This window comes from Salmonella sp. SAL04213 (genome assembly GCF_046550535.1).
Lineage (GTDB): Bacteria > Pseudomonadota > Gammaproteobacteria > Enterobacterales > Enterobacteriaceae > Salmonella > Salmonella enterica.
Window position 1 is genome coordinate 90890 of record NZ_JBGDXS010000004.1, and the last position, 21280, is coordinate 112169.

A 21280-nucleotide genomic window follows, 5' to 3' on the forward strand; every position below is an offset into this window, starting at 1 on the left:
CCTTTATTTCGCGGCCGGATACAGCGGCACATATCCCACATCCTGCACCAACTGTTGTCCCTGCGGGCTTAGAAACCAGTCCACCAGCTTTTGTGTTTCCGCTGTGGGGTGTTCACGGGTGACCATATAAACATCAACCGTGTATGGGTAACTGCCGTTACGAATATTTTCAACCGTCGGCGCAACATCGTTTATCGCCAGTAATTTAATCTCTTTATTGCTGTGCATCTGCGTAGCGTAATAACGAAAGGTATAGCCAATGGCGTTGTGCGTATTGCGATACTCAGCCACGATATCCACCATTTCCCCCATCGCGGTTGCCACTGATGTTTTTTGCGCTGGCATCAGCTTTGTTTCTTTCATTACCTTCGCCAGCATCGCCGTTTGGCTGCCAGAGTTTTCCGGTCGCTGCCAGGGCTTAATGTCGATTGCCTCTCCGCCTACCTCATTCCAGTGGGTGATTCTTCCGCTAAAAATGCCGCGAATTTGTACATCACTCAACGATGACACGGGATTGTTTTGGTTGACGATAAACACAAACGCTTCACGTGCAAAGGGGGTGTAAACCAGTTTTACGCCACTGGCCTCGGCCAATTGCTTTTGAGCAGTGGAAGGCTGGGCGACAAAAATAAGATCGGCATTACCGTTAAGGATATTTTGATAGGCTTCAATGGTTCCCTGGTTTTCAAGGTAGTCTTCAGGGCAGATATCATCCGGAAAGCGCGTAAGCGCATAAAAAGCCGAGGCGTATAACGGCAAGCCAGCCGTTGCGCCATCGAGCCGCGGCCAATTTTGGGTGAGCAAAAGTGTCGGTTCATCGCGCAGCCCGGTTAGTTTGTTGCCCCATGTGTGCGCCTGATAATCGCGGAAATAAAGATATTCACTGCTCTCGGGAGCGGGATACTTCACGGCATAAAGATGTGACTGATATACGGCACAGCTCCCGAAAAACAGCAGGCAAATCACCAGCAGATTACGACAAGAGTAGCCCGCACCGCCGCGTAGCACTCCCCAACGCGCACCGCCATACCCCAATGCAAAACAGAGCTGCGAGCCAACCGGGATGAGCAACACTGCCCATACCCAGCCGTTGAAAAAGGATATTACGCTGGGTACTAACCAAAGCGTTTGCACCACCTGGGCGATGGGTTTACGCCCTATCGCGTGAATATTAAGATCGGTGAGAAACATCAGGATGACCCACCCCATCAGCACCACCAGAGCGGGCATAAGCAGGCAGCAATCACGCCATTCTGGATTTACCTCTGATGCATTTCCCTTTCCCCATATCCGGCCACAAAGAAAAATTAACCCTGCGCCCAGAAGCGCTACCGGGATAATGGTCGCCTTCTCAATAGATTGCGCGACGGGGATACTATTTTCAAGAACGCTAATGCACGCCCACATTCCCCCCACGATAATCGTAATAATGTTCACCAGCAGCGGCACGCCGATAAACGCCATTATGATTGACAAAAAAAGCCACTTAGCATTTTTCATTTTTCTATCCGCTAATCCCTGCGATAGCGGAAGTATAAACCCGGTAGTCCTGAGCACCCCCCATGCATTTTTCTGAAATCGCGACGTTAAAACATTCACGATAGCGGCAGACAGAAGTTGAAAGTTCCGGCTGCCGTTTTTTATTTACAGGCTCACATTAACCTGCAAGATCGATCTTTTTCCGCGCCTGCCCAACAGCATCGGCGGCCCGCAATGCCGCCTGAACGGCCTCCGGCGTAATGGTAAACGGCTCGTTGTGCATCGTTTCCCCAGTTTGACAAGACGCCCTGGCAACGGCCAGCAGTTCATCATCGCTAACGCCAGCCAGACCAATATCCGCCAGCGTGGTGGGCAAGCCTATATCTTCACAAAATTGATAAACCTCCTCGATAAGCTCAGGCGCTCTATCGGTGAGCATAAGCATTGCCAGCGTGCCAAACGCAACCTTTTCCCCATGCCAGTATTTGTGCGTGGCGGGCAGTACCGTCAGACCGTTATGAATGGCGTGCGCCGCCGCCAGCCCACCGCTTTCAAAACCGAGCCCGGATAATAGTGTATTCGCTTCGATAACATGTTCGAGCGCCGGAGTAACCTGATGTTGTTCACAGGCAAGCTTCGCCAGGCGCCCATAGCGCATCAAGGTGGTGTAGCAAAAGCGCGCCAGCTCAAATGCGGTCATCGGTCCTGGCCTGGTGGTCATATTGCCTGCCCCTTTGATGCGGCAATCTTCCGCTTCAAACCAGGTTGCCAGCGCATCGCCTATCCCGGAAACCAAAAAGCGTACCGGCGCGGCAGCAATAATACTGCTGTCCACCAGCACAAGTGTCGGGTTACGTGGAATCATCAGGTAGCGTTTGAATTTCCCTTCTGGCGTATAGATAACAACCAGTGAACTGCACGGCGCATCCGTTGAGGCCAGAGTAGGAACCACGGCAATAGGCAACCGCAGGCTGGCGCCGGTTGCTTTTGCCGTATCCAGGGTTTTCCCACCCCCCATACCGACAATCACATCGGCGCCAATTTCCTGCGCGCGTGCGGAGATGCGAGCAATTTCCTCATCACTGCACTCGCTACTGAACACTTCGATATCAAATTCAATCACCCCGTGCAGTGCTGTTGCAACTGTATCCCGGTAGGTGTTGTGAACAACAGGATCCTGCAAAATCAGCGCCTTATGACCGAGTGCGGCCAATTCCTGCGGGAGATGCGTTGTCAACGCTCCTTTACCCTGAACATATCGTGACGGAAAGATCGCGGTAGTAACCATTGTTTCTCCTTAAAAAGCATTAAAGTTCAATATACAGAACACAAATTCCACATAAAGAATTTAATGCTGTTTACTCTGAACACACAATGACCAGGTGAGAGCATAATTTTATCCTGTGAGGCAGCGCACAATTTTGGCTATGTATTAGACCAATGAGCAGTTTCCATTGGGTTACCCGCTCTTTCTCACCTTATCTCCGTTCATTTTTGAAGCAAATCACAAAATATAACCTTCCTTAGAGTATGGAATTGACGCTGTATGAATACGTCGGCATAGTGTCAATATACAGAACAGTAGTTCCATATACAGAACACATTTTTGATACTAAAGGGATGCAATGATGAGCATTGAAATAGAGAAACCGACCACACGAGGGCGCTGGCTGCATATTATTCCAGCCACGATCCTCGTTTATATCGTGGCCTATATGGACAGGACCAATATCGCCATTGGGATCGCAGGCGGCATGGATGAAGATTTAGGCATGACGGCTTCTTTTGCCGGTCTGGTCGCCGGGATCTTCTTTATTGGTTATATCTTCCTGCAAATTCCCGGCGGTCAGATAGCCGAGCGGCTAAGCGCCAAAAAGTTAATTGCCTGGACAATCGTCGCCTGGGGTGGCTTTGCCCTGCTGACCGGTTTTGTTCAGACACCGACGCAGTTGTTGATTATCCGCTTTGTGCTCGGCGTGGCGGAAGGTGCTGTGTATCCCGCCATTCTGGCGCTGATTGGCCACTGGTTCCCAAATGAGGAGCGCGCCAGGGCTATCGCCTATTTCCAGATGAACCTGGCCGTCGCTTCTATTATTACCGGGCCGCTTTCCGGCTGGCTTATTGAAACCTACGGCTGGCGGGAGATGTTTATCATCGAAGGCTTGCTCTCTCTGGGACTGCTCTTTGTCTGGCTACCTTTGGTTTCCGATCACCCGCATCAGGCAAAGTGGCTGGATCCGAAAGAGCGCGCCTGGATCGAACAAAAATTGCTGGCCGATCGCGCGTTGAGTATTGGCGGAGAGCAAAGCAGCATTCGCGGCGTATTAAAAAGCATCAACCTGTGGAAGCTTGTCGGTATCTATTTCTTCGTACAGGTCGGCTTCTATGGCTTCGCGCTATGGATGCCAAATCTGATTAAACACCTGACCGGCAGCGGCATGACCATCGTTGGGGTACTCACTGCGGCGCCTTACGTTCTGTGCATTATCGGTCAGTATTACATCGCCAAATGGTGTGATAAGACGATGAATCGCCGCCTTTACACGGCTATTCCTCTGCTGGGTTTCGCGGTCTGCCTCGCCCTCTCCTTATTACTGAAAGATAACGTCTGGCTCGCCTACGGCATGATGGTTATTTGCGGGTTCTTCCTGCAAGCCTATGCCGGTCCATTCTGGACGCTGCCGCCATTACTCTTCGCCCCCAACGTTCTGGGCGGCGTGCGCGGCACGATCAACGCCCTGGGCAACATCGGCGGGTTTATCGGTCCGTACCTCGTCGGGCTGTTAACGGTGACGTTCTCGCAAACAGCAGGAATGACCGTACTGGTTGCCGCCCTGCTTATCGCCGTTGGACTGCTTTTCAGCTTGCCTTCTGTTACCGCTCGTCCTGCAGGTAGCAGCAACACACCTAACACCTCGACGCCGGGTGCGTCACTTAAACAGGAAGGAATCGCCAAATGAGCCAAAAATGTCAACATGCTCGCGATCTGTGGTCGCAGCTCGACGCCCTGCGTCTTGGAATGAATTACAGCAAAGAAGATGTCAATAAACTGCAGGTCCTGGTGGATGATTGCTATGGCGAAAGTCATCCGGGCAGTTTCCATCTTAACCAACTGGGCGATGAAGCCGTGCTGGGTGTTCATGAAAGCGGCGGTCGCGCGGTCCGTCACCATGTGACGGATATCTGCGACGGCTGGGGTCAGGGCCACGATGGGATGAACTACATCCTGGCATCTCGAGAAGCTATTGCCAACATGGTCGAAATTCATGCCTCAGTGGTGCCTTATGATGCCGGTATTCTGATCTCAAGCTGCGATAAATCTATCCCGGCGCATCTGATTGCCGCCGCACGCCTGAACCTGCCGCTGCTGCATATTCCCGGCGGTTCTATGCGTCCGGCACCGAATATGAGTACTTCTGACCTCGGTGGGATCACTGCTAAGTTGAAGAAAGGCGAAATCGGCATTCAGCAAGTGGAAGCCATGCAGCAATGCGGTTGCCCCACCGCCGGAGCCTGCCAGTTTATGGGAACGGCCAGTACCATGCAGTGCATGTCGGAGGCCTTGGGGCTGGCCCTGCCAGGCAGCGCTTTGCTGCCATCGACCCTGGCGGAAATTCGCCGCGTTGCCAGAACCGCAGGCCACCAGGCGCTATATCTGGCGGAGAAAAATATCACCACCCATAAGATCCTGACTCCTGCGGCGTTTGAAAATGCTATCAAAGTCCATGCTGCTATTGGTGGCAGCACCAATGCGATGATCCACCTTCCGGCCATCGCTCATGAACTTGGATGGGAGCTGAAGCCCGAACTGTTTGATCGGATCAATAACGAAATCCCTTATCTGACCAATATTCAGCCCAGCGGTGAATACGTTACCGAAATGATGTGGTTCGCTGGCGGCGTGCCAATGGTGCAATGGTATCTGCGCGATTATCTGGATCTTGATGTTCTTACCGTGACTGGCCGTACGCTCGGCGACAACCTGGAAATGCTCCATCAATCCGGCTTCTTTACCCGCAACCACGGTTACCTCAACAATTACAAAGTCAGTCCGGAGGCGGTAATCCGTAAACCAGAAAATGCCACCAAAAAAGGGTCGATTGCGGTACTGAAAGGCAACATCGCGCCTGAAGGAGCGGTCATTAAATACGCGGCCTGTGCGCCGGATATGCACCACCATACCGGTCCGGCTCGGGTCTTTAACTCCGAAGAAGACGCTCAGCAGGCCATCATCCATAACCATATCGAACCCGGAGACGTCATTTTCATTCGCTACGAAGGCGCAAAAGGCTCTGGCGCACCGGAAATGCTGATGACCACCGATGCCATCGTGTATGACAAACGCCTCGACGGAAAAGTCGCATTGATTACCGACGGTCGTTTCTCTGGAGCGACCAGCGGGCCATGTGTCGGACACGTCTCGCCAGAAGCCGCTGATGGCGGGCCGATTGCCCTGGTGGAAGATGGTGATTTAATCGAAATGGATGTGAAAGGCCGCAAGCTCAATATTGTAGGGATCGACGGGATGCCTAAAACAGAAGAGGAAATACGCCGCTGTCTTGAAGAGCGTCGAGCAAGCTGGAAGAAACCTGATTATTCAAACCGTCGCGGCGTCTTTAAACAGTTCACCGCTAATGCAACATCATTAATGGCCGGAGCCTGGCTTAAATAATATCCCTGGCGGGCTACGGCTCGCCTGTTTTAAGGATCAATACATGACTCAGATTACGAAATTTCACGGCGTATTTCCGCCAGTTCCGACCATTGTTAATGCGCAGGGAGAGTTAGATAAAGTCGGCATGGCAACCTTGCTGGATCATCTTATTGCAAGCAAGGTCAATGGCGTATTACTGCTGGGCAGCGGGGGGGAATTTTGCCATATGACCAATGCGCTGCGTCTGGAAACCGCAGAGTTTTGCGTCCGTCATATTAACCGCCGTATTCCAGTACTATTAGGTATTAGCAGCACCAGCACGCAGGAAGTGATTGAGTATGGTCAGCATGCCGACCGACTCGAAGTCGATGCCGTGCTGGTACTCAATCCCTACTATGCCAGATTGACCGATGAGTATATTTATCATCATTTCAAAACCGTGGCTAATAACATAAAAAGCCCGGTGATTCTCTACAACTTCCCAGCATTGACGGGACAGGACCTTAGCGTTGATTTAATTACCCGGCTGGCGCAGGATCACCCCAATATTATCGGCATTAAGGATACCGTTGATAATATCAGCCATATTCGTGAAATCATCAATAATGTCAGGCCAGTGCGTCCGGACTTCGTTATTTTCTCCGGCTATGATGAATATATGATGGATACGCTTATCTTAGGCGGCAACGGCGGGATTCCAGCGACAGCGAACTTTGCGCCGCAGCTAACCTGCGGGATCTACCGCGCGTGGTGTGAAAAAGAGTATGAGACAATGTTCGGATTACAGCGCAGGCTGTCCGCGCTTTCCACTATTTACAGCCTGGATTCACCTTTCTTCGGGATAATCAAAAAGGCAATTCAGCTTAGCGGAGTCGATATTTCAACTCATGTAATGCCCCCCGTTTTGCCGGCAAATGAAGAACATATTTCGAATTTGAAGCAGATCTTACAGCGTGCGGGACTTTAAGCGATGACGAAAGCGGGCTTCTTGCCCGCTATGTCTTTTTATTTCAGCACATCAGACGCGTCAGGCTACGGCTGGCATCCATCATCAACGTAGCAAGCGACTCGCGTTTATCATCGGGGATCTGGAACGTAACGCCGGATACGCTCAGGGCGGCGATCACTTTCCCCTGCGTATTGAATACCGGCACCGCAATGCAGCGCACGCCAAGGGAGTCTTCTTCGTTATCATAACCCCAGCCGCGACGGCGAATTCCTGCTAACTCCTGCTTAAGGATATTCACATCCGTGATCGTCGTATCCGTAAAACGCGTTAATATCTGATCTGGAGGCAGCAACTCCTCCAGCTCTTCCCCGCTAAGCCATGCAATCAGCACCTTTCCCAGCCCTGAGCTATGTAATGAGAGACGCTTGCCCTCCCAGCTTCGAATCACAATAGCCTGTGGGCTTTCGACTTTCAGAAGGTAAATAGGGGCATCGCCCTCCAGAACGCCAAGATGGCAGGTCAGGCCGGTGTTATCGCGAATCTCTTCAAGAATCGGTAACGCGATTTTTTTAATATCGTACTGTTCCGCCGCTTTATTACCTAATTCATACAGGCGTAGCCCCAGATAATACTTGTCTTTTTCCTGGCGTAATAACCCATGCTCCACCATGCCGTTGAGCAAAGATGAGGTACTGCTTTTCGCAATCCCTGAATTTTGATGGATCTGGGTAAACGTTGCGCCATCGCACTCCAGAAGGTAAGCAAATACGCGCATAATTTTATCGAGAGCCGGAATAGATGTCGTAATCTTTTTCATATTATTATCAATTAATTATGGATTTTTCTGCTAATACTATACACCAGTACTCAACCCTTTTTCCATGACAGAGACCAAGTGCCGCTAACAGATTCAGCAGACGAATATCGGCATACCTCCCGAATATACCACGATAAAAAACGGGGCCGTTTGGCCCCGTTCTCAAGCGTTAAACCGCTACAACCGCACCGGATCAATATGCCAGATATTTTCGGCATACTCTTTGATGGTTCTGTCCGATGAGAAGTAGCCCATATTGGCAATGTTGAGCATCGCTTTCGTCGTCCATTCTTCCGGGCGACGATACAACTCATCCACCTTATCCTGGCAGTCCACGTAGCTGCGGTAGTCCGCCAGCACCTGATAGTGATCGCCAAAGTTAATCAGCGAATCTACCAGATCGCGGTAACGGCCTGGCTCTTCCGGATTAAAGACGCCGCTACCAATCTGCGTCAGTACCTGATGTAGCTCTTCATCTTTTTCATAATAGTCGCGAGGCTTATAACCCTGCCTGCGCAACGCTTCCACCTCTTCGGCAGTATTACCGAAGATAAAGATATTCTCCTCGCCGACATGCTCCTGCATCTCTACGTTCGCGCCATCCAGCGTACCAATGGTGAGCGCGCCGTTCAGGGCAAATTTCATATTACTGGTGCCGGAAGCTTCTGTCCCTGCCAGCGAAATCTGCTCAGACAGGTCGGCAGCGGGAATGATTACCTGCGCCAGGCTGACGCTGTAGTTCGGGATAAACACTACTTTCAGCTTGTCGCCAATCTGCGGATCGTTGTTAATCACTTTCGCCACGTCGTTGATCAGATGAATAATGTGTTTTGCCATGTAATAGGCGGAAGCCGCCTTACCAGCAAAAATATTCACCCGCGGCACCCAGTCGGCCTCCGGATTTTCTTTAATGCGGTTATAGCGGGTAATGACATGCAGTACATTCATCAACTGCCGCTTGTATTCGTGAATACGCTTAATCTGCACGTCAAATAACGCTTTAGGGTTCACCACCACATTCAGTTGTTGCGCTATCACTACCGCCAGCCGTTTTTTATTTTCCAGCTTCGCCTGACGCACCGCATGATTGACCAGCGGATAATCACAATGCTGCTTCAGCTCGCTGAGCTGACTAAGATCGGTACGCCAGGTACGACCAATATTCTCATCCAGCACGTCAGACAGCGGCGGGTTTGCCAGCGCCAGCCAGCGGCGCGGCGTAACGCCGTTAGTGACGTTACAAAAACGGGTCGGAAAAATCTTCGCAAAATCCGCGAACAGCGACTGCACCATCAGGTTGGAATGGAGTTCAGAAACGCCGTTGACTTTATGGCTGACCACCACCGCCAGCCAGGCCATCCGTACCCGGCGACCGTTCGACTCATCAATAATCGACGCGCGTCCAAGCAGGCTGGTATCGTTGGGATATTGCTCCTGCAAAGTTTTCAGGAAATAGTCGTTAATCTCGAAGATAATCTGCAGGTGACGGGGCAGAATTTTCCCCAGCATATCGACGGGCCAGGTCTCCAGCGCCTCGCTCATCAACGTATGGTTGGTATAAGAGAAGACCTGACAGCACACCTCAAACGCGTCGTCCCAGCTAAATTTATGCTCATCAATCAGCAGGCGCATCAGCTCAGGAATTGACAGCACCGGATGCGTATCATTGAGGTGAATGGCGATTTTATCCGCCAGATTCTCATAGGTTTTATGCAGTTGATAATGACGGTGCAGGATATCCTGCACTGTCGCCGAGACCAGAAAATACTCCTGGCGCAGGCGTAGCTCTCGTCCGGAATAGGTGGAATCGTCCGGGTAGAGCACCCGTGAAACGTTCTCAGAGTGGTTTTTATCTTCCACCGCCGCAAAGTAGTCGCCCTGGTTGAATTTACCGAGGTTGATTTCACTACTGGCCTGCGCATTCCACAGCCGCAGTGTGTTAGTGGCGTCGGTGTCGTAACCGGGGATGATCTGATCATACGCGACGGCCAGAATCTCTTCCGTCTCAATCCAGCGCGCTTTTTTACCTTCCTGCTGAATGCGCCCGCCAAAAAGCACCTTATAGCGCGTATTGTGGCGCTTGAACTCCCACGGGTTGCCATATTCCAGCCAGTAATCCGGAGATTCTTTTTGCCGCCCGTCGACAATATTCTGCTTAAACATGCCGTAATCGTAGCGAATGCCATACCCGCGACCCGGTAATCCTAGCGTCGCCAGCGAGTCCAGGAAGCAAGCCGCCAGCCGTCCTAAGCCGCCGTTACCAAGCCCTGGGTCATTCTCTTCATCGATCAGCTCTTCGAGATCTAAGCCCATGGCCTCCAGCGCGCCTTTAACGTCATCATAAATGCCCAGCGAGAGCAGCGCGTTAGAGAGGGTACGACCAATCAAAAACTCCATCGACAGGTAATAAACCTGCCGGGTTTCCTGCGATAATTGAGCTCGATTAGAACGCAGCCAGCGCTCCACCAGACGATCGCGCACCGCGAACAACGTGGCGTTCAGCCATTCATGTTTATTGGCAATGACCGGGTCTTTACCAATCGTAAACATCAGCTTATAGGCAATAGAATGCTTAAGCGCCTCAACGCTGAGTGTGGGCGATGCATAAGTAAACGGAGCATTCATATAAATGATTCCTGGATGACTATTTCAAGCGATAGTACAGCTCGCGGTATGATTTCGCGGCAACTTGCCAGCTAAAATCCATCGCCATCGCCTGCCGTTGTACAAACCGCCAAAGCGAAGGCCGTGACCACAACACAAAAGCACGCCGAATCGCGCGTAGCAACGACCAGGCGTTACTGTCTTCGAAGACAAAACCGCTGGCGATACCGTCCGCCAGATTTTCCAGCGAACTGTCGGAGACCGTATCGGCCAACCCCCCGGTACGCCGCACCAGAGGCAGCGTGCCATACTTTAAGCCATATAACTGCGTTAAGCCGCACGGTTCGAAACGACTGGGCACCAGAATAACGTCCGCGCCGCCCATAATGCGATGCGAGAAAGCTTCGTGATAGCCGATCTGTACGCCAACCTGCCCTGGGTGTTCCGCCGCCGCCGCGAGGAACCCTTCCTGAAGCACCGGATCGCCCGCGCCGAGTAGCGCCAACTGCCCGCCCTGCTCCAGCAGCCCCGGTAACGCCTCCAGCACCAGATCCAGACCTTTCTGGTTGGTCAGACGGCTTACCACGGCGAACAGCGGCACTTTGTCGTTAACCTTTAACCCCATCGCAATTTGTAGCTGACGTTTGTTTTCCGCCTTCTCTTCCAGGGTATCGCGCGTGTAGCGCGACGCCAGCAGCAGATCGGCTTCCGGGTTCCAGATCTTCTCATCCACGCCGTTCAGTATGCCGGACAAGCGCCCTTCCAGATGACGCTGGCGCAGCAGGCCTTCCATACCATAAGCAAACTGCGGTTCAGTAATTTCACGCGCATAGGTCGGGCTCACCGCCGTAATATGGTCGGCATAGTACAAACCGGCCTTCAAAAAGGAGAGTTGTCCGTTGAACTCCAGCCCATGCATATTAAAGAATGACCACGGCAGTTCGATGTCATCCATATGCTTTGCATAAAACATGCCTTGATAGGCCAGGTTGTGTACGGTAAAGACCGATTTCGCCGGCCGCCCGCGCGCCGCCAGATAGGCGGGCGCCAGCCCGGCGTGCCAGTCATGGGCGTGCACCACGTCGGGGCGCCAGAATGGATCAAGTCCGCAGGCCATTTCACAGCCGACCCACCCTAACAGAGCAAAGCGCAGCACGTTATCGGTATAGGCATATAAATTCGTATCGTGATAGGGACTGCCTGGACGCTCGTACAGATGCGGCGCGTCGATCAGATAAATGCCCACGCCGTTATAATGCCCGAACAGCAGCGATATCTTACCTGCGAAAGTATCGCGGCGGCTCACCACATGCGCATCGGGTATCCCCCGACGGATATCGGGAAACCCTGGAAGCAGAACGCGAACATCAACACCATCCGCAATTTGTGCCGCAGGCAACGCGCCTATCACATCCGCCAGCCCCCCAGTCTTCAGCAGGGGGAACATCTCTGAACATACATGTAAAACCTGCATTATCGCTCCTGTTTGACCTGCAGTTTGCGCAGCATTTCACGCGTGACCAGTACAATACCTTCTTCTGAACGGTAGAAACGACGAGCGTCCTCTTCCGCATTTTCACCAATCACCATGCCTTCCGGGATAATACAGGCACGGTCAATAACACAGCGACGTAAACGGCAGGAGCGCCCTACCCAAACCTCAGGTAACAACACTGCCGAATCAATATTACAAAAAGAATTTATTCTCACCCGTGGGAAGAGCACAGATTGCACCACCACCGAACCGGAGATAATGCAGCCGCCGGAGACCAGCGAGTTCAGCGTCATACCGTGGCTACCTGAGCGGTCCTGCACGAATTTCGCAGGCGGTAGCGATTCCATATGCGTACGGATAGGCCAGTTCTGGTCATACATATCCAGCTCCGGCGTCACCGAGGCTAAATCCAGGTTCGCCTTCCAGTAAGCTTCCAGCGTACCTACATCGCGCCAGTACGGTTCGGCTTGTGGATCGGACTGCACGCAGGAGAGCGGGAAAGGATGCGCGTAAGCCATACCTTCGCGGGTGATTTTGGGGATAATGTCTTTACCGAAATCGTGGCTGGAAGCGTCATCTTTATCGTCTGCCGCCAGCAATTCATACAGGTAATCGGCGTCAAAAACGTAAATGCCCATACTGGCCAGCGCTTTACTGGCGTCACCAGGCATTGCGGGGGGATTCGCCGGTTTTTCGACAAAATCAATAATCTTGTCGCTTTCATCGACCGCCATCACGCCGAACGCCGTCGCTTCTTTGATCGGCACCGGCATACAGGCCACCGTGCAACGCGCGCCCTTTTCAACGTGATCGATCAACATACGCGAGTAGTCCTGCTTGTAGATATGATCGCCTGCCAGGATGACGACATATTCCGCTTTATAGCGACGAATAATATCCAGGTTCTGGGTCACCGCGTCTGCCGTGCCGCGATACCAGTTTTCGCCCTTCATACGCTGTTGAGCTGGCAGCAGATCGACAAATTCGTTCATCTCTTCGCTAAACAGTGACCAGCCACGCTGAATATGCTGCACCAGCGTATGGGACTGATACTGAGTGATCACGCCGATACGGCGAATCCCGGAGTTCAGACAATTAGATAAGGCGAAATCGATGATGCGGAACTTCCCACCAAAGTGGACGGCTGGTTTGGCGCGTTTGTTCGTTAAATCTTTTAGACGCGTGCCGCGGCCGCCGGCCAGGATTAGGGCAACAGATTTCAATGGCAGCTGGCGCGCCAACATTACACGATCGTTCTTCTCTAAACTCACCATGATTAACTCCTTTTTTATCCTCTCTGGAACACACACAGTCCATGCGCAGGTCCCTGCCAGACCGCCGTTATCACCGGATTATCCTCTCCAGCGAATGGGGGAACGGCGCGCCATTCCCCTTCGGGTAAAACTATATCTGTCACCTCAAGCGTGGCATTTATCGCAATCAGAAAACGGTCCGACAACAGAATTTGCATCAGCTTAGGCCCGTTTTGCCACTCATCCGCACTCAAGGGTTGCGCGTTTTTATTTAACCAACGCACGTTGCCATCGCCTTCTTCCCACCAGCTATTGCCGGTTAAAGCCGGTATCTGCTGACGCAAACGAATCAGCGCGGCGGTAAACGTGGTTAACCCACGGTTTGCCTGCTGCCAGTCCAGCCAGGTTAAGGCATTATCCTGACAGTAGGCGTTATTGTTGCCGTGCTGGCTATGGCCGTGTTCATCGCCTGCCAGCAGCATCGGCGTTCCCTGAGAGAGCAGTAGCGTCGCCAGCAGGGCATGAATGCTGTCGCGCCGCCGCTCCATTAAATCAAGCGGACCGCCTAATCCTTCTTTACCATGATTGTCGCTGTAATTGCTGTTGGTGCCGTCGCGATTTTCCTCACCGTTCGCCTCATTGTGTTTCTGATTGAAACAGACGCAGTCCCGGAGCGTAAAACCGTCATGCGCCGTGAGCAGATTGACAGAGGCGCCGGGCGCGCGGCCATTGCGTTTAAACACATCGCTGGAAGCGGCGAAACGACAGGCAAACTCCCCGGTCGTCAGGTTACGCGGCAACCAGAATCGGCGGGCCGCATCGCGAAAATGATCGTTCCACTCGGCAAACGGTGGCGGAAAATTCCCGACCTGATAGCCGCCCTCGCCAATATCCCACGGTTCAGCAATCAGCTTGACCGTTGATAACACAGGACACGCTTTAATCGCGGCGAACAGCGGCGCATCCTGGCGAAACGTCGGCGTGCGCCCCATGACGGACGCCAAATCAAAACGAAAACCATCGACATGACAGGTTTCCACCCAATAGCGCAAACACTCGCACGCGTATTCCACCACGCCGGGATGGCTTAAATTGAGCGTGTTGCCGCACCCCGTCCAGTTGTGATAATCGCCATCGTCCCTTATCCAATAATAGCTACGGTTATCAATTCCGCGCAGGGAGAAGGTTGGACCGTCCAGATCCAGCTCGGCGCTATGGTTTAATACGATGTCCAGAATGACCTCAATCCCCGCGCGATGCAGCGCTTTCACCGCATCGCGAAACTCGTCCAGCGCCGTCTCGGGCGAACTGGCCCAGGCGGGATGCAGCGCGAACATCGCCATCGGGTTGTAACCCCAATAATTGGTCAGTCCCATACGTTGCAGGCGCGGCTCGCTGGCAAACTGCGCTACCGGCAACAGTTCCAGCGCCGTAATGCCAAGCTGTTTGAAGTACGCCACCATGACCGGATGACCGAGCGCTTTATAGGTGCCGCGTATCTCCTGGGGGAGTTCCGGATGCAGGTAGGTAAGCCCTTTGACATGCGCTTCATAGATGATCGTTTTTCCCCACGGCGTGCGCGGCGCGGCGTCATCTTCCCAGTCATAATGGTCGCTGATTACCACGCTTTTCGGCGCCACCGCCGCGTTATCGCGGTAGTCCGGTTCATCGTGTCCGCCGTGCAACAGCGGATGATCTTTTAGTTCACCCTCGACCCGGCGCGCATAAGGGTCAAGCAGTAACTTCGCCGGATTAAACCGATGCCCCTGCGCTGGTTGCCACGGGCCATGTACGCGATAGCCATAGCGCAAACCTGGCCTGGCGCCTGCCAGATAACCATGCCAGACATCGCCGCGACGTCCTGGCAGGTCATAGCGACGCTCATTCCCTCGGGAATCAAAAACGCACAGCTCTACGCGCTCCGCATGGGCGGAAAAGAGCGTGAAATTCACGCCATGACCGTCATACGTTGCGCCATGCGGCGTTGCTTCGCCGATCGCAAGCTGCGTCATTCCCCCTCCCGCATCAGCCAGATCGTCGCCAACGGCGGTAACGTCAGGTTAAGAGAGTGCTGACGGCCATGGCTTTCGATCTCATCGCTGTGCACCACGCCGCCATTGCCGGTGTTGCTACCGTGATAATGCATCGAATCAGTATTGAGAATTTCACGCCAGCGTCCCGGCTGATTGATGCCAAAGCGGTAGTCGTGGCGAGGCACGGGCGTAAAGTTGCTGGCGACGATGATCTCGTTACCGGCTTTATCACGGCGTACAAAAATCAGTACCGAGCGTTCATTGTCATCGACCACCAGCCACTCAAAGCCGTAAGCATCAAAATCCAGCTCATGCAACGCTTTATGGTGGCGATAGGTGTGGTTGAGATCGCGTACCAGACGCTGAACCCCGTGGTGCCAGTTATCGCCCCCCTCCAGCAGGTGCCAGTCGAGGCTGGCGTCATGGTTCCACTCGCGTCCCTGGGCAAACTCATTCCCCATAAATAGCAGTTTCTTGCCGGGAAAGGCCCACATCCAGCCATAGTAGGCGCGCAGGTTGGCAAATTTTTGCCACGCATCGCCCGGCATACGATCGAGAATGGATTTCTTGCCGTGAACCACCTCATCGTGCGACAGCGGCAGAACAAAGTTTTCGGTATGGTTGTACAACATACCAAAGGTCAGCTTGTCGTGATGATACTGGCGGTACACCGGGTCCAGCTTCATGTAGTCCAGCGTGTCGTGCATCCAGCCCAGATTCCACTTGTACCAGAACCCCAGGCCGCCCGTTTCCGGTGGACGCGTCACGCCAGCGAAGTCTGTCGACTCTTCCGCCATGCTGACCGCGCCGGGCACCTGCTCGCCAATAATGCGGTTGGTATTGCGCAGAAACTCAATGGCTTCCAGGTTTTCACGACCGCCGAACTCGTTCGGTATCCACTCGCCCTCTTTGCGGCTGTAGTCGCGGTAGATCATAGAGGCCACCGCATCGACACGCAGCGCATCAATCCCAAAACGCTCCATCCAGTACAGGGCGTTGCCCACCAGATAATTACTGACTTCACGACGACCATAGTTGTAGATCAGCGTATTCCAGTCCTGGTGATAGCCCTCGCGCGGGTCGCTGTGCTCATAGAGGTGGGTGCCGTCAAACTCCGCGAGGCTAAATTCATCGGACGGGAAATGGCCCGGCACCCAGTCGAGAATGACGTTAAGGCCCGCCGCATGGGCCGCATTGATGAAATAGCGGAAGTCGTCCCGCGTACCAAAGCGGCGGGTCGGCGCGTAGAGGCCGGTCGGCTGGTAGCCCCAACTGCCGTCAAACGGATGTTCGTTGACCGGCAAGAGTTCAAGGTGCGTAAAGCCCATCCATTTGGCGTAAGGCACAAGCTGATCCGCCAGCTCACGATAGCTCAGCCAGAAATTGTTATCCGTATGGCGGCGCCATGAACCTAAATGCACCTCATAAATCGAGATCGGCGCATCAAACTGATTGGCTTTTTGTCGTTCTTCGCTTGGCGTCACTTTCTCCGGCAGTCCGCAAATCATCGACGCCGTTTCCGGACGCATCTGCGCCTCAAAAGCATAGGGATCGGCTTTAATGCGCAGATTACCGTTCGCATCAAGCAGCTCGAATTTATACAGTTGTCCATTATGCGCGCCGGGGATAAACAGCTCCCAAATACCGCTCTCTTTGCGCAGACGCATCGGGTGGCGACGCCCATCCCAATAGTTGAATTGCCCGACAACCGAAACGCGACGAGCATTAGGCGCCCAGACGGAGAAACGGGTGCCGGTGACGCCATCCATCGTATCGGCGTGCGCGCCCAGCGTTTCATAAGGACGCAGGTGGGTGCCTTCCGATAATAACCAGGCATCCATTTCCTGTATTAATGGACCAAAACGGTAAGGATCGTCGATGAGGTTCTGCTGTCCGTGCCAGGTCACGGCGAGCTGATAGCGAAAGAAATTTTTACGTCGGGGTAAAACGCCGCAGAAAAAACCGCGAGCGTCGAGACATTCCAGTTTGCCGACTTTACGTCCGGTTTTGGGTTCAATCACCCATACGTCGGTGGCGTCAGGTAATAGGGCGCGGACTTCTAGTCCGGCTTGGGTCTGGTGCATTCCGAGTACGGAAAAAGGGTCCGCAAAATGTCCTGCAATTAGCGCATTAATCACGTCTCTATCGATACGACTGGACATGGTTTGTCATCCTGTTTTGTGGCGTCACTCCATCTCACTGAATTCAACATCAGGTAGTGACACTTCTTTGACCTGAACGGCGCAGCACACTGTGCATCCTATCTGCGTCGTCCTACCTTCAGGTTAGGCTTAATACCCGTGGGATTAAGCTACCCTTAAAGAATAGCCAATGCTCTGCTTAACTCCTGATAAAAATGAAACATCTGCGTTTACTCCTGTATTACGCAAAAAAAAGGGTGACGATGCACCCCTGGTTTAACACAAATTCCCCCGCCGGATGGCGGCGCGAGCGCGCCTTATCCGGCCTACAGAACCACACGCAGGCCCGATAAGCGCTACAATAGCCACTACGCCAACTGGCGCAGCATTCGACGCAGCGGCTCGGCGGCGCCCCATAACAACTGGTCGCCTACGGTAAACGCCGACAAGAACTCTGGCCCCATGTTCAGCTTACGCAGACGACCAACCGGCGTAGTCAACGTGCCGGTCACCGCCGCCGGGGTTAATTCGCGCATAGTGATATCACGATCGTTCGGCACCACTTTCGCCCACGGATTATGTGCCGCCAGCAGTTCTTCCACCGTCGGAATGGATACCTCTTTTTTCAGCTTGATGGTGAACGCCTGGCTGTGACAGCGCAGCGCGCCGACGCGCACGCACAAACCATCAACCGGAATCACAGAGGCAGTATTGAGAATCTTGTTGGTTTCCGCCTGGCCTTTCCACTCTTCGCGGCTCTGGCCGTTATCGAGCTGTTTGTCGATCCAGGGGATCAGGCTTCCCGCCAGCGGTACGCCAAAGTTATCAACCGGCAGCTCGCCGCTGCGGGTCAATGCCGTAACTTTGCGTTCAATATCAAGAATTGCGGAAGACGGCGTCGCCAGTTCATCGGCGACATGGCCATACAACTGACCCATCTGGGTTAACAGCTCGCGCATATGGCGCGCGCCGCCGCCGGAGGCGGCCTGATAGGTCGCGACGGATACCCAGTCAACGAGATTATGGGCAAAGAGACCGCCCAGCGACATCAACATCAGGCTAACGGTACAGTTACCGCCCACAAAGGTCTTCACGCCATTGTTCAGGCCGTCGGTAATCACGTCCTGGTTGACCGGGTCGAGAATAATAATGGCATCATCTTTCATGCGCAGCGTAGAAGCCGCGTCAATCCAGTAACCCTGCCATCCGCTTTCGCGCAGCTTTGGATAAATTTCGTTGGTATAATCGCCGCCCTGGCAGGTCACGATGATATCGAGCGCTTTTAGCGCATCCAGATCAAAAGCGTCCTGTAGCGTGCCGGTGGAGGTGTCGCCGAAGGTGGGCGCCGCCTGTCCAAACTGGGAGGTAGAAAAGAAAACAGGGCGAATAGCGTCGAAATCGCGCTCCTCTACCATGCGTTGCATGAGAACAGAGCCGACCATTCCGCGCCAGCCGATAAAACCAACATTTTTCATAGCGTTTTTTTCCTGCAAAGAGATGTGCTGTGTATGCGCGCCAGTATCCTGTGGCGCATCCTTCACCATACAAAAAGCAGCCAAAGTCGCAAGTGAAATTAATCAATGATAGCGAAGCCATCAGTAATGCGACTTATCCTGCCTTACCGCGCAAGCAGAAAGTCCAGTGGCGATTATCAGGGAATTTGCGTTAGGAAGGGAATCATTTCCGTCGCTGTTTTATTGATCCTAATTATGGATCAGCGTAGAAATTTTCCTGCTTTTATGCGCGTACTGAAACATGGCGAGGCAAAATGTCGTTGGGCGATTGCCATGCACACCTCAATAAAAAACCGGGTAGCGATTACGCCTTACCCGGCTTACGGTGTCGATATGTGCCCGTTTCCAGGCCCGGTAAGCACAGCGCCACCGGGCAACAAGACTCAGCTCAGCAGTTGGAAAGCAATCATCCCGACAATCGCGCCGACCGTGCCGAGGATAGTTTCCATCATCGTCCAGGTCTTCAGCGTCTGCGCTTCGGTCGCGCCGGTAAATTTACCGAACAGCCAGAAGCCAGCGTCGTTAACATGAGAAACCACAATTGAACCGCCGGCGATACAGATAGAGAGCGCCGCCATCTGCGCGCCGGAGAAATTCAGTTGCTCAATGACCGGCATCACCAGACCGACCGCGGTTAAACACGCCACGGTCGCGGAACCCTGAATGATGCGCACCGCCGCCGCCAGCACAAAGCAGGTAATGGCAATCGGCAGTCCCATACCGGTTAACGCTTCGCCCAGCGCCGGGCCGACGCCGGAGTCAACCAGTACCTGTTTGAACACCCCGCCTGCGCCAATCACCAGCAGGATAATGCCCGCCGGTTGCAGCGCGTGGCCGCAGATTTCCATCACTTTGTCTTTCGGCATCCCCTGACGCATCGCCAGGCCGTAAATCGCAACCAGACAAGCGACCAGAATCGCAGTGAAGGGGTGGCCGATAAACTCAAACCATTCGTAAGCGGTGGAACCTTCCGGCACAAAACGCGCGGCGATCGTTTTCAGCCCTACCAGCACCAACGGCAGCAGGATCAGCGACAGGCTGAAGCCGAAAGAAGGCATTTTACCTTCACCCAGATGCGGCTCGGTAATGTCGTCAGGAATACGCAGCTCAACGTAGCGGCTGATAAAATTCCCCCACAGCGGCCCGGCGATAATCATGCCAGGAATGGCGGCGCACAGCCCAATCAGGATCATCCAGCCGAAATCAGCATGCATCTGGGAAGCCAGCAGCATCGGCGCAGGCCCAGGCAACAAAAACGCCGCGGCTGCCGCCACGCCCGCAAACAGCGGAATGACCAGCTTCACCAGGTTTGTGCCGGTATGACGCGCCATTGAGAACGCCACACTTATCAGCAGCACAATCGCCACTTCAAAGAACAGCGGGAGCGCGCAAATCAAGCCGGCCAGGCCAATCGCATAGTGCGCGCGGTTATGGCCAAAGGATTTAAGCATTTTCACGGCTATCTGATCGACCGCGCCGGTTTCATGCAGAATCTTGCCGAACATCGCCCCCAGCGCGACCACAATCGCCAGGAATCCCAGCGTGCCGCCCATCCCTTTTTCCATGGTCGCGGCGATTTTATCAAGCGGCATCCCTGAAAAAAGCCCCGCGCCCATCGAGACGACCATTAACGCGACGAAGGCGTGCATACGCGCCTTCATCACGAGAAACAGCAGCAGTAAGACGGAACCGACGGCGGTTAAAACCAGTGTTAATGTACTCACAGCGTACTGCCTTTATTGATGACCTCAATGGTGCTCGCCACGACGTCTTCCAGCGGCTGGTCGATATCCACCACCAGAACATCGCGTTCGTCGGCACCCGGCTCTTGCAGCGTTTCAAACTGCGTCACCAGCATCTGGGTTTTGAAGAAATGACCTTTGCGCGCTTTCAGACGGCTTTCAATGACGTCGAAATCACCTTTCAGGTAGATAAAGGAGAGGTTCGGGTTTCCCTCGCGCAGCAGGTCACGATAATGTTTTTTCAGTGCGGAACAGACGATCAGCGAGATTTTATTGGTTCGCTGCATCGCGAAAGCGGCGTCGTTCAGCGCCTGTAACCACGGTTTGCGGTCATCATCATTCAACGGCTCGCCGGAAGCCATTTTTTCAATATTGCAGCGCGGATGCAGAAAATCGCCGTCCAGAAACGCGGCATGAAGCTGATGCGCCACGGCGCTTGCGACAGCGGATTTACCGCTGCCTGATACGCCCATCAGAACGTAAACGTGGTGATCATGATTAGTCGTGCTCAAAGCGGGCCCCCACTCTACAAGTTGCAAAATTTGTTACGGGTAACTGTTATCGGTAACATTGTCCAACCGCACCATTCACGACGCAAT

The 21280-nt window shown here is 53.5% G+C and carries 14 protein-coding genes and 1 pseudogene; 4 read left to right on the forward strand and 11 right to left on the reverse strand.

From position 1 onward, the window contains the following. Window positions 1-3: 3 nt before the first annotated feature. Both ACLJPQ_RS12275 and ACLJPQ_RS12280 read right to left on the reverse strand, forming a co-directional pair. The gene (locus tag ACLJPQ_RS12275; protein WP_227490270.1) at window positions 4-1500 is read right to left on the reverse strand and encodes a PstS family phosphate ABC transporter substrate-binding protein; all 1497 of its coding nucleotides are present in this window, start codon (window positions 1498-1500) and stop codon (window positions 4-6) included. 157 nt (window positions 1501-1657) lie between these two features. Continuing rightward, window positions 1658-2767: a glycerol dehydrogenase gene (locus ACLJPQ_RS12280; protein ID WP_000258840.1), complete on the reverse strand. Its 1110-nt coding sequence runs from the start codon at window positions 2765-2767 to the stop codon at window positions 1658-1660. Between the two features lie 337 nt (window positions 2768-3104). Here ACLJPQ_RS12280 and ACLJPQ_RS12285 point away from each other — a divergent pair, with 337 nt between their 5' ends. Genes ACLJPQ_RS12285 through ACLJPQ_RS12295 form a run of 3 tightly spaced genes read left to right on the forward strand, consistent with a single transcriptional unit; the run spans window position 3105 to window position 7100 of the window. Further along, window positions 3105-4439 (forward strand): MFS transporter, encoded by a 1335-nt coding sequence (locus ACLJPQ_RS12285; protein ID WP_001518078.1) that lies wholly within the window; start codon window positions 3105-3107, stop codon window positions 4437-4439. Further along, window positions 4436-6151, forward strand: coding sequence for a dihydroxy-acid dehydratase (gene ilvD, locus ACLJPQ_RS12290; protein ID WP_000078493.1), 1716 nt, complete (start codon window positions 4436-4438; stop codon window positions 6149-6151). The genes ACLJPQ_RS12285 and ilvD overlap by 4 nt, the downstream gene beginning before the upstream one ends. A 43-nt stretch (window positions 6152-6194) precedes the next feature. After that, entirely contained in the window at window positions 6195-7100 is a 906-nt protein-coding gene (locus tag ACLJPQ_RS12295; protein WP_000192193.1) for a dihydrodipicolinate synthase family protein, read from the forward strand. A 43-nt stretch (window positions 7101-7143) separates the two neighbouring features. Here ACLJPQ_RS12295 and ACLJPQ_RS12300 read toward each other — a convergent pair whose 3' ends face one another. From ACLJPQ_RS12300 to asd, 7 genes are all read right to left on the reverse strand, one after another. Continuing rightward, window positions 7144-7899: an IclR family transcriptional regulator gene (locus ACLJPQ_RS12300; protein ID WP_000724553.1), complete on the reverse strand. Its 756-nt coding sequence runs from the start codon at window positions 7897-7899 to the stop codon at window positions 7144-7146. A gap of 177 nt (window positions 7900-8076) precedes the next feature. Next, window positions 8077-10524 carry a glycogen phosphorylase gene (glgP, locus tag ACLJPQ_RS12305; protein WP_000993424.1) on the reverse strand — a complete coding sequence of 816 codons (2448 nt, stop codon included), beginning with the start codon at window positions 10522-10524 and terminating at the stop codon, window positions 8077-8079. 19 nt (window positions 10525-10543) lie between these two features. Continuing rightward, a complete protein-coding gene (gene glgA / locus ACLJPQ_RS12310) occupies window positions 10544-11977 on the reverse strand; it encodes a glycogen synthase GlgA (protein ID WP_001197665.1) in 1434 nt (477 codons plus the stop codon). After that, on the reverse strand, window positions 11977-13272 hold the full coding sequence (gene glgC / locus ACLJPQ_RS12315) for a glucose-1-phosphate adenylyltransferase (protein WP_000253994.1): 1296 nt from the start codon (window positions 13270-13272) through the stop codon (window positions 11977-11979). Before glgC ends, glgA begins: the two co-directional genes overlap by 1 nt. 14 nt (window positions 13273-13286) lie before the next feature. After that, window positions 13287-15263: a glycogen debranching protein GlgX gene (glgX, locus tag ACLJPQ_RS12320; protein WP_080185091.1), complete on the reverse strand. Its 1977-nt coding sequence runs from the start codon at window positions 15261-15263 to the stop codon at window positions 13287-13289. Beyond that, the gene (gene glgB / locus ACLJPQ_RS12325; RefSeq protein WP_000098548.1) at window positions 15260-17446 is read right to left on the reverse strand and encodes a 1,4-alpha-glucan branching enzyme; all 2187 of its coding nucleotides are present in this window, start codon (window positions 17444-17446) and stop codon (window positions 15260-15262) included. The genes glgX and glgB overlap by 4 nt, the downstream gene beginning before the upstream one ends. 347 nt (window positions 17447-17793) lie before the next feature. Beyond that, window positions 17794-18900, reverse strand: a complete 1107-nt coding sequence (gene asd / locus ACLJPQ_RS12330; RefSeq protein WP_000799940.1) for an aspartate-semialdehyde dehydrogenase — start codon at window positions 18898-18900, stop codon at window positions 17794-17796. Window positions 18901-19026: 126 nt separating this feature from the next. Here asd and ACLJPQ_RS12335 point away from each other — a divergent pair. Beyond that, window positions 19027-19400: pseudogene (locus ACLJPQ_RS12335) on the forward strand (MarC family protein); the annotation flags it as partial. Here ACLJPQ_RS12335 and gntU read toward each other — a convergent pair. Together gntU and gntK are read right to left on the reverse strand one after the other, a co-directional pair. After that, window positions 19323-20663: a gluconate transporter gene (gene gntU / locus ACLJPQ_RS12340; protein WP_000105950.1), complete on the reverse strand. Its 1341-nt coding sequence runs from the start codon at window positions 20661-20663 to the stop codon at window positions 19323-19325. The pseudogene ACLJPQ_RS12335 and the gene gntU sit on opposite strands and share 78 nt — an antisense overlap. Continuing rightward, window positions 20660-21193 carry a gluconokinase gene (gene gntK / locus ACLJPQ_RS12345; protein ID WP_000108340.1) on the reverse strand — a complete coding sequence of 178 codons (534 nt, stop codon included), beginning with the start codon at window positions 21191-21193 and terminating at the stop codon, window positions 20660-20662. Before gntK ends, gntU begins: the two co-directional genes overlap by 4 nt. Window positions 21194-21280: the final 87 nt, after the last annotated feature.

Excerpts from the sequence above, each read along its gene's own strand:
- glgA (WP_001197665.1), bottom strand. The coding sequence starts at position 11,977 with ATGCAGGTTTTACATGTATGTTCAGAGATGTTCCCCCTGCTGAAGACT.
- ilvD (WP_000078493.1), top strand. The coding sequence starts at position 4,436 with ATGAGCCAAAAATGTCAACATGCTCGCGATCTGTGGTCGCAGCTCGAC.
- asd (WP_000799940.1), bottom strand. The coding sequence starts at position 18,900 with ATGAAAAATGTTGGTTTTATCGGCTGGCGCGGAATGGTCGGCTCTGTT.
- glgP (WP_000993424.1), bottom strand. The coding sequence starts at position 10,524 with ATGAATGCTCCGTTTACTTATGCATCGCCCACACTCAGCGTTGAGGCG.
- ACLJPQ_RS12275 (WP_227490270.1), bottom strand. The coding sequence starts at position 1,500 with ATGAAAAATGCTAAGTGGCTTTTTTTGTCAATCATAATGGCGTTTATC.
- ACLJPQ_RS12280 (WP_000258840.1), bottom strand. The coding sequence starts at position 2,767 with ATGGTTACTACCGCGATCTTTCCGTCACGATATGTTCAGGGTAAAGGA.
- ACLJPQ_RS12295 (WP_000192193.1), top strand. The coding sequence starts at position 6,195 with ATGACTCAGATTACGAAATTTCACGGCGTATTTCCGCCAGTTCCGACC.
- ACLJPQ_RS12300 (WP_000724553.1), bottom strand. The coding sequence starts at position 7,899 with ATGAAAAAGATTACGACATCTATTCCGGCTCTCGATAAAATTATGCGC.
- glgC (WP_000253994.1), bottom strand. The coding sequence starts at position 13,272 with ATGGTGAGTTTAGAGAAGAACGATCGTGTAATGTTGGCGCGCCAGCTG.
- glgX (WP_080185091.1), bottom strand. The coding sequence starts at position 15,263 with ATGACGCAGCTTGCGATCGGCGAAGCAACGCCGCATGGCGCAACGTAT.
- ACLJPQ_RS12285 (WP_001518078.1), top strand. The coding sequence starts at position 3,105 with ATGATGAGCATTGAAATAGAGAAACCGACCACACGAGGGCGCTGGCTG.
- glgB (WP_000098548.1), bottom strand. The coding sequence starts at position 17,446 with ATGTCCAGTCGTATCGATAGAGACGTGATTAATGCGCTAATTGCAGGA.